General features: G+C 72.6%; 10 protein-coding genes. 5 read left to right on the top strand and 5 right to left on the bottom strand.

Annotated features, from left to right (window positions below):
• The 5 genes from ACFT9I_RS21020 to ACFT9I_RS21000 all read right to left on the bottom strand — a co-directional run bounded on the left by ACFT9I_RS21020 (position 1) and on the right by ACFT9I_RS21000 (position 5,769).
• Positions 1-1,350 carry a M20/M25/M40 family metallo-hydrolase gene (locus ACFT9I_RS21020; RefSeq protein ID WP_382566278.1) on the bottom strand — a complete coding sequence of 450 codons (1,350 nt, stop codon included), beginning with the start codon at positions 1,348-1,350 and terminating at the stop codon, positions 1-3.
• The gene (locus ACFT9I_RS21015; RefSeq protein ID WP_382566276.1) at positions 1,347-2,207 is read right to left on the bottom strand and encodes a sugar phosphate isomerase/epimerase family protein; all 861 of its coding nucleotides are present in this window, start codon (positions 2,205-2,207) and stop codon (positions 1,347-1,349) included. Before ACFT9I_RS21015 ends, ACFT9I_RS21020 begins: the two co-directional genes overlap by 4 nt.
• Entirely contained in the window at positions 2,197-3,342 is a 1,146-nt protein-coding gene (locus tag ACFT9I_RS21010) for a Gfo/Idh/MocA family oxidoreductase (RefSeq protein ID WP_382566275.1), read from the bottom strand. The genes ACFT9I_RS21015 and ACFT9I_RS21010 overlap by 11 nt, the downstream gene beginning before the upstream one ends.
• Before the next feature lie 62 nt (positions 3,343-3,404).
• The gene (locus ACFT9I_RS21005; protein ID WP_382566273.1) at positions 3,405-4,472 is read right to left on the bottom strand and encodes a polyprenyl synthetase family protein; all 1,068 of its coding nucleotides are present in this window, start codon (positions 4,470-4,472) and stop codon (positions 3,405-3,407) included.
• A gap of 349 nt (positions 4,473-4,821) precedes the next feature.
• Positions 4,822-5,769 (bottom strand): 4-hydroxy-3-methylbut-2-enyl diphosphate reductase, encoded by a 948-nt coding sequence (locus tag ACFT9I_RS21000; protein WP_382566271.1) that lies wholly within the window; start codon positions 5,767-5,769, stop codon positions 4,822-4,824.
• A 268-nt stretch (positions 5,770-6,037) separates the two neighbouring features.
• Between ACFT9I_RS21000 and ACFT9I_RS20995 the strand changes: the two genes are divergently transcribed.
• From ACFT9I_RS20995 to pcaB, 5 genes are all read left to right on the top strand, one after another.
• Positions 6,038-7,243: a DegT/DnrJ/EryC1/StrS family aminotransferase gene (locus ACFT9I_RS20995; RefSeq protein ID WP_382566270.1), complete on the top strand. Its 1,206-nt coding sequence runs from the start codon at positions 6,038-6,040 to the stop codon at positions 7,241-7,243.
• Positions 7,240-8,436: a DegT/DnrJ/EryC1/StrS family aminotransferase gene (locus tag ACFT9I_RS20990; protein ID WP_382566268.1), complete on the top strand. Its 1,197-nt coding sequence runs from the start codon at positions 7,240-7,242 to the stop codon at positions 8,434-8,436. Before ACFT9I_RS20995 ends, ACFT9I_RS20990 begins: the two co-directional genes overlap by 4 nt.
• Positions 8,437-8,562: 126 nt before the next feature.
• On the top strand, positions 8,563-9,828 hold the full coding sequence (locus ACFT9I_RS20985; protein WP_382566267.1) for a nucleotide sugar dehydrogenase: 1,266 nt from the start codon (positions 8,563-8,565) through the stop codon (positions 9,826-9,828).
• A 56-nt stretch (positions 9,829-9,884) separates the two neighbouring features.
• Positions 9,885-11,840, top strand: coding sequence for an FAD/NAD(P)-binding protein (locus ACFT9I_RS20980; RefSeq protein WP_382566265.1), 1,956 nt, complete (start codon positions 9,885-9,887; stop codon positions 11,838-11,840).
• A gap of 39 nt (positions 11,841-11,879) precedes the next feature.
• Positions 11,880-13,307, top strand: a complete 1,428-nt coding sequence (gene pcaB / locus ACFT9I_RS20975) for a 3-carboxy-cis,cis-muconate cycloisomerase (RefSeq protein WP_382566264.1) — start codon at positions 11,880-11,882, stop codon at positions 13,305-13,307.
• Positions 13,308-13,329 lie beyond the last annotated feature (22 nt).

Genomic DNA, 13,329 nt, shown 5'->3' with positions numbered 1-13,329 from the left:
TCAGTTCCCCTGGTCAAGCCGGTCAAGCCGGTCGAACCGGTTGCGTGCGAAGGAGATGAGCAGGCGCCCGATGTGCCGCGCGTACCGGTCGAGATCGGCCAGATCGGCGAACTCCCCTTCCGCGTGGGCCTGGTTGGCGCCGAGGTCGCCGGGGCCGAAGACCACCGTCGAGGTGTCGGGTACGCCGGCCAGCCAGATGGCGTCACAGGTGAACGCGGGCAGTCCGGCGGGCCACGGGGCGAGCCCCGCCCGGTCGAGCAGCAGCTCGCCGACCCACGCGTCGTCGGCGCACAGCGCGGGCAACCCCCGCTTCAGCCAGTCCAGATGGGTCACCCGCGCGGCGTCGCGGGCGGTGGTGGCGAAGGTCGGAATGCCGGCGAAGCGTTCGCGGAAACGCTCCACACCGGTCCGCAGTACATCCTCCAGCGCGGCCTCCAGCTTGCGCCCGGTGTCCTGGGAGCCGTACGACAGATTGATCAGCAACTGCCCTGTGCCGTAGACCTTGTTGTGCATGGAGCCGGTGTTCATGCCGGCGACGCAGACCTGTCCGTCGACCGCGTACGGAGGCAGTTCGGTGGCGAGGTGCTGGGCGAGATAGCCGAGCAGCACCGTCGCGTTGTGGCCGGCGCCCGGCTCGTCGTCGATGCCGTCGCGGCCGTCGACGCGCAGGCGCGCGGTCATGGAGGCGGTGGCCCTGCTCAGTACGCGAAGGCCGGTCGGCTCGCAGAACACGTTGAGCCGCCCCACGTACCCCTGCTCGACCAGCGGCTTGGTGCCGAACACGCCCATGGCGCCGCCCTCTTCGCCCGAGACGAGCTGGATCAGCACGCCCACCTCGGTACCGAGCGCGGGGGAGGCGGCGAGGGCCGCCCGCACACCGGCGAGCAGTCCGACGGCGGGGCCCTTGGCGTCGATGGAGCCGCGGCCGTGGAAGCGCGATCCGCCGAACGAGACAGGGCCGCCGCCCGCGACGGTGTCCAGGTGCACGTTGAACATCACCGTTGCCGCGCGCGGCAGTTCGGGTCCGAGCCGCAGCACCATGTTCGGCTGGCAGTCCAGGAATCCGGGCAGGGTGTCGGCGGCCTGGCGCACCGCCCGGGGTACGTCGGGGCCGGTGAGGGCGTCGGGTCCGGCGGGGGCGTGGTGGACGACCCGGAAGCCGAGTTCGGCCGCCGCCTCCGCGTACGCGCTCTGCGCCTCCCAGAGTTCCACCGGCTGACCGCCGCCGGTCTCCAGCGGTCCGGCGGTATGGAGGGCGAGGAGGTGTAGCAGCAGTTCACGGTCGGACCCGGTCAGTCCGACGGCGGCGGACGGGCTGATCCGGCGGGGGCGTTGGGCGGCGTGGGTCATGGGCGGCCCGCCGCCGGACCCAGCCCGTTCACGAGCTTTTCGAGTCGCTTCCCGTACGCCACGAACTCGTCCACGTAGTCCCCGGACGGGTCCGACCACCCCTCGTGCGGACGGATGTTGATGTGCGGCTCGATCGAGACGGCGCCGGAGTAGCCCCGGTCGAACAGCAGCCGCAGCGAGTCCGCGACCCGGCAGTCGCCGTCGCCGGGGAGCGAGTAGAACTGCGCGGTCGTGTCGCCCGTGCCGTCCTTCACATGCACATGGGCGACGTACGGCGCGATGTCCGCGAGCAGGTCGTACGCCTCGTAGCCGTACGCGATGCCGTTGCCGACGTCGAAGAGCAGCCGCAGCGCGGGGCTGTCGGCGGCGTCGAGCAGCCGGAGCATGCGCGCCGGGTCGGTCGCGGCCCAGCCCGCGCAGTTCTCGTGCACCAGCACCAGCCCCGCGCCCTCGGCGCGGGCCGCGAGCCGCCGCACCCGGTGGAGTACCTCACGCTCCCAATCACCCTCGGAGAGACCGGCGTTGGGGTACGACATGATCCGTACGTAGCGGGTGCCGAGGTGATCGCACCGATCGGCGAGCCGGTCCAGTTCGGCCAGGTCGTCGGCGAACGGGGAGCCGACCGTACGGGCCCAGTTGCCGATCCGGGAGTCGACGCAGGAGACCCCGAGCCCGGCGTCGGCGATCCGGCCGGCCACCCGGTCGAAGGCCGGGTCGTCGAGGTCGGCGAGGGGGACGCCGTCGACCGAGCGCAGCTCCACGCTGTCCCAGCCGAGCCGCCGCACCGCCTCGATCTGGCGGTCGAGTCCCGGGGCGGCCTCGTCGCCGATGCCACTCAGCCGGATGTCAGCTCTCATGGTCGGCTCCGCTCCGGAGAGCGGGGGAGACCCCGGTCAGCGGTGGGCGGCGCGGCGCGGACTCCCCTTCGTGCTGCGCGGAGGCCAACAGGCGTGCTTCTTGCAGGAGTTGGACCACTCGCCGGGCGATCGCGTAGTCGGACCGGTCGTCGGAACCGCCCGACCGGTCCGTGCCCGCCTCGTAGTCCCGGTAGGCGCCGTCGATGTAGCTGGTCAGCGCGTCGTCGAAGAGGATCCGCGGGGACGCCGTACCGCCGCCGGTGCCGGTGCCGGTGCCCGTGCCCGTGCCGTCGTGGACCGTCAGGGTGGCGTGGTGGTCGACGTCGCTGATCGGGTAGTGGCCGACGACATGACCGGTGTCGAACCGCAGCCCGATCCGGCGTTCGCGGATGGGCGAGGTGAGGTCGGAGGCTATCTCCGTGGTGACGCCGTTGTGGTGCTGGAGCGTCAGCCGGGCGCCGCCCATGCGGGGGATGACGGTGTCGCCGATCCGCATGTCCGTCAGCGCGGCGTCGACGATCCGGGCGTCGCCCGCGAGCCGCAGGGCGACACCGAGCGAATGCGGCAGCTCCACGTCGAACGCGGTGGTGTGGTTGTCGGAGCGCAGGGTGCGCGTCCAGCGCGGCTTGAACTGGGTGAAGGACATCGAACGCAGCGCGCCCAGCTCACGCGGCGCGCCGCCCGACGTGCCGTACCGCACCAGCTCCGCCAGCTCCTCGGTCAGCGAGCTGGCCAGCCACGGCGAGACGACCCGCAGCCGCAGACCGCGCACCCGCGCCAGCATGTCGACGGCCTCCAGACCGGCGACGCCGACGGCCAACGGCTTCTCGACCACGATGCGCGTGTAGCCGAGGTCGGCCAGCTCCTGGAGCGTGGCGAACCGGTCGGCCGGCGGCGTGCACAGATGGACGACCGTGGTGGCGGGGTCCGCGAGCGTGGCGGCGTGGGCCAGTGAGTCGGCGGGCAACAGGCCCTCGGCCAGGGCCTGTTCGCGGATGTCCTGGACGTCCCAGACCACGGGCGGGTCCGGTGACCAGAGGCCGGATTGGTCCGGCAGGGCGCGCAGCTTACGCAGCACCGGCCAGTGCAGCCCGAGGCCGGCTCGCCCGCCGCCGACGATGAACGTGTTCAGCATGACGTGACCTTCGCTCTTGAGGAGACCTGGCGACTCCGAGAGGGGACGGACGGACTGTCGGATCAGTGGTCGCGGTAGGCCACGGACACGGCCATGTCGGCGAGTTCGCGCTTCCACTCCTCGCTGATGGGGGCCGCCGACAGCGCCTCGTGCGCCTGGACCACCAACTCGTCGATGCGGTGCTCCACTTCGGCGCGCACACCGCTGCTGTTCAGCGCCTCCGCCAGGGCGGCGCCGTCCCAGTCGGCGGCCCGGACCAGCTCGCCGACGCGGGCGTCGCGCAGCGCGGCGAGGCTCACCAGGAGCGTCATCTTGTGCTGTTCGGCGTCGGCGCCGACCGGCTTGCCGACGGCCTCGGCGTCGCCGTACGTGTCGATGAGGTCGTCGCGCAGCTGGAACGCCTCGCCCAGCGCGGTGCCGTACGCCTCGAAGGCGGCGGCCGACGAGGAGTCGCCCGCGATGGCCGCGCCGAGTTCCAGCGGGCGGTGGACGCTGTAGTGGCCGGACTTGGCGTTGGCGATGTACCGGGCCAGCTTCGGGTCCGGGAGGGATTCCGCGGCGACCGTGACATCCAGGTGCTGGCCGATGATCATCTCGCTGACGAGCCGGCCCCAGATCAGCCGGGCCTCGGCGGGCAGGTCCTGGATGAGCTGCCCGGCGTACGAGAAGGCCAGGTCACCGGCGAGCACGGCGACGCCCTCGCCGTAACGGCGGGCCTCACCCTGCCAGCCGCGCTCACGGTGCTCGTCGATGTGCCGGACATGGACCGTGGGCTTGCCGCGGCGCAGGTCGGAGTCGTCGATGACGTCGTCGTGGATGAGCGCGAACGCGTGCAGCATCTCGATGGCCGCCGCCGCGTCCACCACGCGGGAGTCGGACAACTCGCCGCCCGCCGCGAGGAATCCGGCGGCGCAGAACGAGGGGCGCAGCCGTTTCCCGCCCGCCCGGATCAGCTCGCCGATGGCCTCCACGGGGACCGCGGCGCGCGCGTCGACCGCCGCCCAGCGGGAGTGCTCCGCGGCGAGCATGGCGTCGAGCCGCTCCTCGGTACGGTCCAGGACGGCCGCGCGTGACCGGGCGGCGAGGCCCCCGAGGCGTTCGACGGCCGGTGCGGGCGGTGAGACGGTCATGAGCGTTCTCCTGTCGAGTCGGCGATCTGGTCCTTGGGGCGGCGGGTCGGTGCCCTTCGGGCGTACGGCTCCGAGCGGCGTACGGCTCCGGTCAGGCGCAGGGCCCGGGCGGCCGAGGTTCCGGGCGGAGTACGGCTCCGTGCGCCGTCAGGTCCTGTCCGGCGGATCTTCGGGGATCAGCCCGGGGCGTCTGGTGCGGTGCATCGCAAGGCGGAGGATCGTGCTCGTACTGGACGTACTTGGACGACTCCGACAACGCAGTGAGGTGCCGTGCCAGGCGTCCCGGGCCCCCGAAGATCCGCCGGACAGGGCCTAGAGCTCCGGGCCGGCCCTGGCGCAACGGCTCCGGTCAGGCGGACGGCCGCGCCTGGGTGAGGCCCGGCGGCAGCTGGAAGACGATGTCCTCCTTGGTCGTGACGGACAGCTCCACGTCGTGGTAGCCCAACTGGTCCAGCCGCTCCAGCAGTTGGTCGACCAGCAGCTCGGGCGCGCTGGCACCGGCGCTCACGCCGACCGTCCGCACCCCGTCCAGCCAGCTCACGTCCAGCTCCGTGACGTCCGGCACCAGATACGCGGCGGTCCCTTCGAGGAGGGCCACCTCCACCATCCGTACCGAGTTGCTGGAGTTGCGCGACCCGACGACCAGCACGAGATCGCTGCGCGCCGCGATCTCCTTCACCGCGACCTGCCGGTTGGTGCTGGCGTAGCAGATGTCGCCGTCGGCGGGGCTGCGCAGGTCGTCGAAGCGTTCGCCGAGCGCGGCGACGATGCCGGCGGTCTCGTCCATCGAGAGCGTGGTCTGGGTGAGCACCGCGACCGGGGTGTCGCGCGGCAGGTCGAGCGCGTGCGCGTCCTCGACGCTCTCCACGATCACCGTACGGTCGGGCGCCTCGCCGTACGTGCCCTCGACCTCCTCGTGGTCGGCGTGGCCCACCAGCAGCAGGGTGCGGCCGTCGCGGGCGTAGCGCCGCGCCTCCTGGTGGACCTTCGACACCAGCGGGCAGGTCGCGTCGATGGTGTCGAGCCGGCGGGCGGTCGCGTTCTCACGTACCTCCGGGGAGACGCCGTGCGCGGAGAACACACAGACCGCTCCGGGAGGTACGTCCGCCTCGGAGTTCACGAAGATCGCGCCGCGTCGTTTCAGCACCCCCACCACGTAGTGGTTGTGGACGATTTCTTTTCGCACATAGACGGGGGCTCCGTGGACCTCCAATGCCTTCTCGACGATTTCTATCGCCCGGCGTACCCCCGCACAGAATCCGCGTGGCTCGGCGAGGATCACTTTCTTGTCGGTCACGACTGGAAACTCCTGTCGGTCCGTGGAATTGGGTTTCACCGTCCGTCACAACGAAGAGGCAAGTCAAGGTTTTTCGGACCGGCAATAAGTAACGACCCAGGTAATAGGCAGAGTTCTGCACACGCTTGCCTGCGCCGTCCTCGGCAATTGCCAACGGATTGCCGGGTGATTGCTATCGAAGGCGTGTCGGCGTGCCGTCTACGTTCGAACCGCTGAGAGATCCGACCGACCGCTTTACCGCCGAGACGGCCGAGACGAGTGGAGTGAAATGAACAGCAAGGCGATGCCGGCTCCGGCGAGCACCGTCCCGTTCTTCACACAGGCGGAATCCTTCGAGCGGCTGTGGCCCCGACTGAGCGCGTATCTCGACGAGGTGTGCGAATCGGGGACGTACTCCAACGGGCCCAGGACCGCCGAGCTGGAAGCCGCCCTGCGCGCCTACACCGGTGCCCGGCACGCGATCGCCGTCGGCAACGGCACCGACGCGCTCGTCCTGCTGCTGCGCGCGGCGGGGATCGGGTCCGGCGACGAGGTGATCGTGCCGGCCTTCAGCTTCTTCGCGTCGGCCAGTTCGGTGGCGCTCGTCGGGGCGGTCCCGGTCTTCGTCGACGTCGATCCGCTCACCTACAACCTCGACCCGGCCGCGCTCGAAGCGGCGGTCACGGAGCGCACCAAGGCCGTCATGCCGGTGCATCTGTTCTGCCAGCCCGCCGACATGACCGCGGTGCTCACGGTGGCCGAACAGCATGGACTGCTCGTCCTGGAGGACAGCGCCGAGGGCATCGGGATGCGGCTGAACGGCCGTCACACCGGTCTGATCGGGGCGGGCGGGGTGCTGTCGTTCTTCCCCACCAAGACGCTGGGCGCGCTCGGCGACGCGGGCATGGTGCTGACCGACGACGACGCGCTCGCCGGCGCCGTACAGCGGCTGCGCGACCACGGCCGGCCGGCCCTGGCACCTTCTGCCGCGCCGTCGGCGCCGACCGCCCGCGCCGAGTACGCGCGGCAGGGTGAACTGGCGGGCACCAACAGCAAGATGGACGAGATCCAGGCCGCGGCCCTGCTCACCAAGCTGACGACGCTGGACGACGACATCCGCCGCCGCGCCGTGCTCGCCGACGCGTACACCCGCCGGCTGCGCGGCATCCCCGGCGTCCGCCGGCTGCCCACGGTGGTGGAGCGCGGTGAGCCGGTGGATCCCGTCTTCTACGTCTATCTCGTCGAGACCGACCGGCGCGACGCCCTCGTCTCGCACCTCGCCGCCGCGGGCATCGGCACCGAGACGTACTACCCGCTGCCGCTGCACCTCCAGCCGTGCTTCGCCCATCTCGGCCACCAGGAAGGCGACTTCCCGCACGCCGAGGCGGCGAGCCACCGCACCGTCGCGCTGCCGCTCTACCCCGAGCTGACGCTCGCGCAGCTCGGCCGGGTGTGCGACGCCGTCCGCTCCTTCTTCACCGGGAGTACGTCATGACCACCGAGACATCGCCCGCCCAGGCCCAGGCGCAGGCCCGGACAGCGCCCTCCGCCCCGGTCCCGGCGTCCGGCGTCGTCCCCTACGCCCACACCCGGCTCCCCGACACCGAGCGTGAACTGCTGCGCGAGGTGCTGTACGAGGTCGGCACCGACCCCGAGCAGAAGTTCATCCTCGGCCGCCGCACCGCCGAGCTGGAGCGGCGGCTGGCCGAGCGCACGGGCGTACGCGACGTCGTCGCCTGCGCCAGCGGGACCGGCGCGCTCACGCTCGCTCTGCGGGCCGTCGGGGTAGTTCCCGGCGACGAGGTGATCGTGCCCGCCTTCGGTGCGGAGCCGCTGGCCGCGACGGTGCTGGGCGTCGGCGCGGTGCCGGTCTTCGCCGACGTCGACCCGGTGACGATGGTCCTGGACCCGGTCGACGCGGAGAGCCGGGTGAACGGCCGCACCCGCGCGGTCGTCCCCGCCCACACGTTCACGACGATGGCCGACATGCCCGCGATCCGGTCCTTCGCGCGGCGCCGGGGGATCGCGGTCGTCGAGGACGCGGCGGTGGCCCAGGGCGCGACCCTGGGCGGCCGGGCGGCCGGTACGTGGGGGGACATCGGGCTCTACTCGTTCTTCCCGGTCAAGCCGTTCGGGATGCCGGGCGAAGGCGCGGTCGTCCTCTCCGACGACGCCGAACTCGCCACGCTCGTAAGGAGGTTGCGCAACCACGGCCAGGACGGCGTACAGCGCTTCGTGCACCACGAGGTCGGCTTCAACAGCCGCTTCGACGAGGTGCAGGCCGGCTTCCAGCTCGCCCGGCTGGAGCGCGCCGACGACATGGTCACCCGGCGCGCCGCCGTCGCCGAGCACTACAACGCGCGCTTCGCGGCGCTGCGCGGGCGCGGCCTGCTCGCCCCGACCACCGGCGCCGACGGCCAGTGCCACTACGTCTACGCCGTACAGACCATCTGCCGGGACTCGCTGGCCGCCCACCTCGCCGCGCACGGCGTCGGCAGCCGCGTCTACTACCCGGTGCCGCTGCCCCGGCTGGCCGCCTTCGCGGCGTACGCGGGAGCGGGCGCGGACGGGCGGCGGCCCGGCGCGGAGCTGGCGAGCGCGCGGCATCTCGCGCTGCCGCTGAACCTGAGTCTGACGGACAGTCAGGTCGAGCGTACGGCCGACGTGGTCTGCGCGTTCTTCGACTGACCCGGGCCATGTCTCCCGGAGTCCGATCCCGCTCGACTCCAACCCCGCCCGCCCGAACGGCCCATCGCCCGACCGACGGACCAACTGACCTGACCAACTGACCCACTTCCTCCGACGGGAGCAACCGTGAAAAGCAAGGTCGTCGTAGTCGGGCAGGGGTACGTGGGCCTGCCGCTGGCAGTCCGGGCCGCGCTGGCCGGCCACCAAGTGGTCGGCTACGACGTGGACACCGACCGCGTCAAACGGCTCATCAGCGGTGAGTCCTACGTCGAGGACATCCCCGACGCACAGCTCGCCGTCCTGCTCGACCAGGGCTCCTACCTGCCCAGCACCGACCCGTCCGACCTCGACGGCTTCGACGTCGCGGTCGTCACCGTGCCCACCCCGCTGCGGGACGGCGCGCCCGACCTCTCGTACATCGAGTCGGCCGCCCACACCCTCGCCGCCCGGCTGCGCCCCGGCGCGACCGTGGTCCTGGAGTCCACCACGTACCCCGGCACCACCGTCGAACTGCTCGTCCCGCTGCTGGAGGAGGGCTCGGGCCTGACCGCGGGCGACGACTTCCACCTCGGCTACAGCCCCGAGCGCATCGACCCCGGCAACCCGACCTGGCGCCTGGAGAACACGCCCAAGGTGGTGTCCGGCATCGACGCGGCGTCGCTCACCGCCGTGCGCGCCTTCTACGACACCATCACCAGCACCACCGTGCCGGTGCGCACGACCGAGGTCGCCGAGCTGTCCAAGCTGATCGAGAACACCTTCAGGCACGTCAACATCGCACTGGTCAACGAGATGGCGATGTACGCGCACGAACTCGGCGTCGACGTCTGGGAGGCGCTCGACGCCGCCGCCTCCAAGCCCTTCGGGTTCATGCGCTTCACACCGGGACCCGGCGTCGGCGGCCACTGTCTGCCGGTCGACCCGGAGTACCTGTCCTGGCGCGTACGGCGCACCCTCGGCCGCCGCTTCGAGTTCGTCGAACTCGCCAACCACATCAACGGGCACATGCCCGACCATGTGGTCCAGCGGCTGCTGCTCGCCTTCAACGCCCGCCGCAGGCCGCTCGCGGGCTCCCGCGTCCTGCTGCTCGGCCTCGCGTACAAGCCGAACACCGGCGACGCGCGCGAGTCGCCCGCGCTGCGCGTGGCGGAGCTGCTGCTCGGTCTGGGCGCCGACGTGCGGGCGGCCGACCCGTACGTGGTCGAGGCGGTGACCGTGGACAGCAAACTGACCCGCTGCGACTTCTCCGAGGCGGAGCTGGCGGCGGCCGACGCGGTGGTGCTGCTGACCGACCACGACGCCTTCGACTACGAACTCGTCAGCCGCGCCTCGGACTTCGTACTGGACTGCCGGCACCGGCTGGAGACCGGCCCCACCGTCGAAGTCCTCTGACAGGCCGCGGGGATGCCCAACGGGAGACGGAGACAGAGACGGAGACGGAGAGACACGTGAGTGACGGACATCTGGAGGTCTGCGTCGTCGGCGGCGGACCCCGGGGCCTCTCGGTCCTGGAACGGCTCTGCGCCAACGCGCGCCGCCGCCTCCCGCCCGGCTCCACCCTCGTGGCGCACATCGTGGACCCGTACCGCCCCGGCGCCGGAAGCGTGTGGCGCACCGACCAGTCCCACCACCTGCTGATGAACACCGTCGCCTCGCAGGTCACGCTGTTCACCGACGAGAGCGTGGAGATCGAGGGCGAACTCGCCCCCGGCCCCAGCCTGTTCGACTGGGCGGCCCGGCTCGGCACGGAGCCGGGGGAGGCGTACGACGACCAGGTCCGCGCCGAGGCCCGCGACCTCACCCCGGACTCCTACCCGACCCGCGCCTTCTACGGCCACTACCTGGAGTGGGTCTTCGGCCATGTCGTCCGCACCGCGCCCGGGCACGTCCGCGTCGTCGTCCACCCGGGACGGGCCGTCCGGCTGGCCGGGGGCCCGGACGGCCCGCAGGGCGTGCTGCTCGCCGACGGCTCCCGTATCGAGGACCTGGACGCGGTCGTCCTCGCCCAGGGCCATCTCCCGGTCGTCGGCGGCCCCGGCGAGCGTGAACTGGCCGGCTTCGCGCGGGAGCACGCGCTGACGTACGTCCCGCCCGCCAACCCCGCCGACACCGACCTGTCCGCCGTCCGGCCCGGCGAGGCCGTCGCGCTGCGCGGACTCGGGCTGAACTTCTTCGACCATCTGACGCTGTTCACGCTCGGCCGCGGCGGCACGTACACCCGCCGGGGCGGGCGGCTCGTGTACGGCCCCTCAGGACGCGAACCGCGCCTGTACGCCGCCTCCCGGCGCGGCATCCCGTACCACTCGCGCGGCCGCAACCAGAAGGGCGCCCACGGCAGGCACATCCCGCGGGTCCTCACCCCGGCGGAGCTGGAGCGGCTGCGCACCGCCGCCCGGCTCGGCGGCGGAGTCGACTTCGGCCGCGACCTGTGGCCGCTGATCGCCAAGGAGGTCGAGACCGTCCACTACACGGCGCTGCTCGCCCGGCGCGTCGGCGAGCACGAGGCCGGCCGGTTCGCCGACCGGTATCTGAAACCGGCCTGGGGGTCGGCCGAGGAGTCCGACCTGCTCGACGCGCACGGCATCGGCCCCGACGACCACTGGGACTGGAAGTACCTCTCCGCACCCCACGCCGACCGGGGCTTCCGGGGCCCGGCGGACCACCGCGACTGGCTGCTGGACATCCTGCGCCGGGATCTCGCCGAGTCCGACGCGGGCAACGTCGACGGCCCCCTCAAGGCCGCGCTCGACGTGCTGCGCGACCTGCGCAACGAGATCCGGCTGGTGGTGGACCACGGCGGGCTCACCGGCGGCTCGCACCGCGACGACCTGGAGCGCTGGTACACCCCGCTCAACGCCTTCCTGTCCATCGGCCCGCCCGCGATACGGATCGAGCAGATGATCGCGCTCATCGAGGCCGGGGTGCTGACCGTCCTCGGCCCCGGCCTGCGCGTCGGCACCGACCCCGGCCGGGGCGCCTTCACCGTCGAGGCGCCCGCCGTGCCCGGCTCCCTGACGCGCGTCACCACCCTGGTCGAGGCCCGGCTGCCCGAGCCCGACCTGCGCCGGACGGCCGACCCGCTGCTGACGGACCTGCTGGCCACCGGGCAGTGCCGGCCGTACGCGATAGCCGACCCGCGACTCGGCGCGTACGAGACCGGCGGCCTCGCCGTCACCCCCCGGCCGTACCGGCTCATAGACGCAGAGGGCCACGCGCATCCCCGGCGCTTCGCCTACGGTGTGCCGACCGAAGCGGTGCACTGGGCGACCGCCGCCGGGGTCCGCCCCGGCGTCAACTCCGTGACACTGGGAGACTCCGACGCCATCGCGCTCGCGGTGCTGGCCCTGCCCACGGGCCCGCCACGGCCGCCGGTGCCGGACCATCAGAAGTCCAAAGCAACGTGAAATCGCCTTTTTTCAGCAGGTGTTGACGGGGGATCAGATATGACGACCGACCAGTTCGCCGCCGACACGGGGCTGTTCTCCCCGGTCCGGGCCGGCACCCCGGCCGAGGCCGCCACCACCGACGCCGCGTGCCTCCAGGCCATGCTCGACACCGAGGCGGCCCTGGCCCGCGTGCAGGCCCGGCTCGGCGCCGTACCCGAGTCCGCCGCCCGCGCCATCGGCGAGGCCGCGCGGGCCGAGCACTTCGACCTGTACGACCTGGCGGTGCGCTCACGCGGCGCCGCCAACCCGGTCGTGCCGCTCGTACGGCAGCTCACCGCGCTGGTCGCCGCCCAGGACGCCGACGCCGCGCACAGCGTCCACCAGGGCTCCACCAGTCAGGACATCCTCGACACCGGCCTCATGCTGGTCGCCGCGCGCACCCTGGACCTCGTCCTGGCCGACCTGGACCGCACCGCCGACGCGCTGGCCCGCCTCGCCGCCCGGCACCGCGACACCCCCATGGCCGCCCGCACCCTCGGCCAGCACGCCGTGCCGACCACCTTCGGCCTCAAGGCGGCCGGCTGGCTGCAAGGCGTACTCGACGCGCGCGACCGGCTGCGCCGGGTGCGCGGCGAGGGGCTGCCGGTCCAACTCGGCGGCGCCGCGGGCACGATGGCCGGATATCTGGAGTACGCCCTCGTGCATGTACCGGACGCCACCGCCGACGGCGGCGAGCGGTACATCCAGGAGCTGCCCGCCGCGCTCGCCGGCGAGCTGGGCCTCACCGAACCCCTCGTGCCCTGGCACACCGTCCGTACCCCCCTCGCCGACCTCGGGGCGGCGCTCGCCCTGCTGACCGGCGCCCTCGGTTCCATCGCGGCGGACGTCCAGCTGCTGTCCCGCACCGAGTCGGGCGAGGTCGCGGAACCGGCCGCCGAGGGCCGGGGCACCTCCTCCGCCATGCCGCACAAACGCAACCCCGCCCTCTCGGCGCTGATCCGCTCCGCCGCCTACCAGGTGCCCTCCCTCGTCGGCACCCTCATGCAGGTGTCCGTCCACGACGACGAGCGGCCCGCCGGTGCCTGGCACGCCGAATGGCTGCCGCTGCGCGACTGCCTGCGCCTGGCGGGCGGCGCGGCGCACACCGCCGCCGAGCTGACCGAGGGCCTGACCGTCCACGAGGACCGGATGCGGGCCAACCTCGACCTCACCGGCGGCCTGGTCGTCTCCGAACGGCTCGCGGCCCTGCTCTCCGTGGAACTCGGCAGGGCCGAGGCGAAGACCCTGCTCGCCCAGGTCTCGGCCGAGGCGGCCACCACCGGCCGCCACCTCGCGGACGTCCTGGCCGAGGCCCCGGCCCTCACCGGCCGCCGATCGGCCGACGACCTCAGGAAACTGTCCGACCCGGCGCACTACACCGGGGCGGCGGGCCAGTTGGTGGACCGGGTCCTGGGGCGCTTCCACCTCGATCGGCCGACGGGCTGAGCCCGTCCCGGCACTCAACTCG

Source organism: Streptomyces sp. NPDC057137 (assembly GCF_042670825.1).
Classification (GTDB): Bacteria; Actinomycetota; Actinomycetes; order Streptomycetales; family Streptomycetaceae; genus Streptomyces.
The sequence above is the reverse complement of the archived record's forward strand: the minus strand, read 5'-3'. Positions and strand labels throughout refer to the sequence as shown.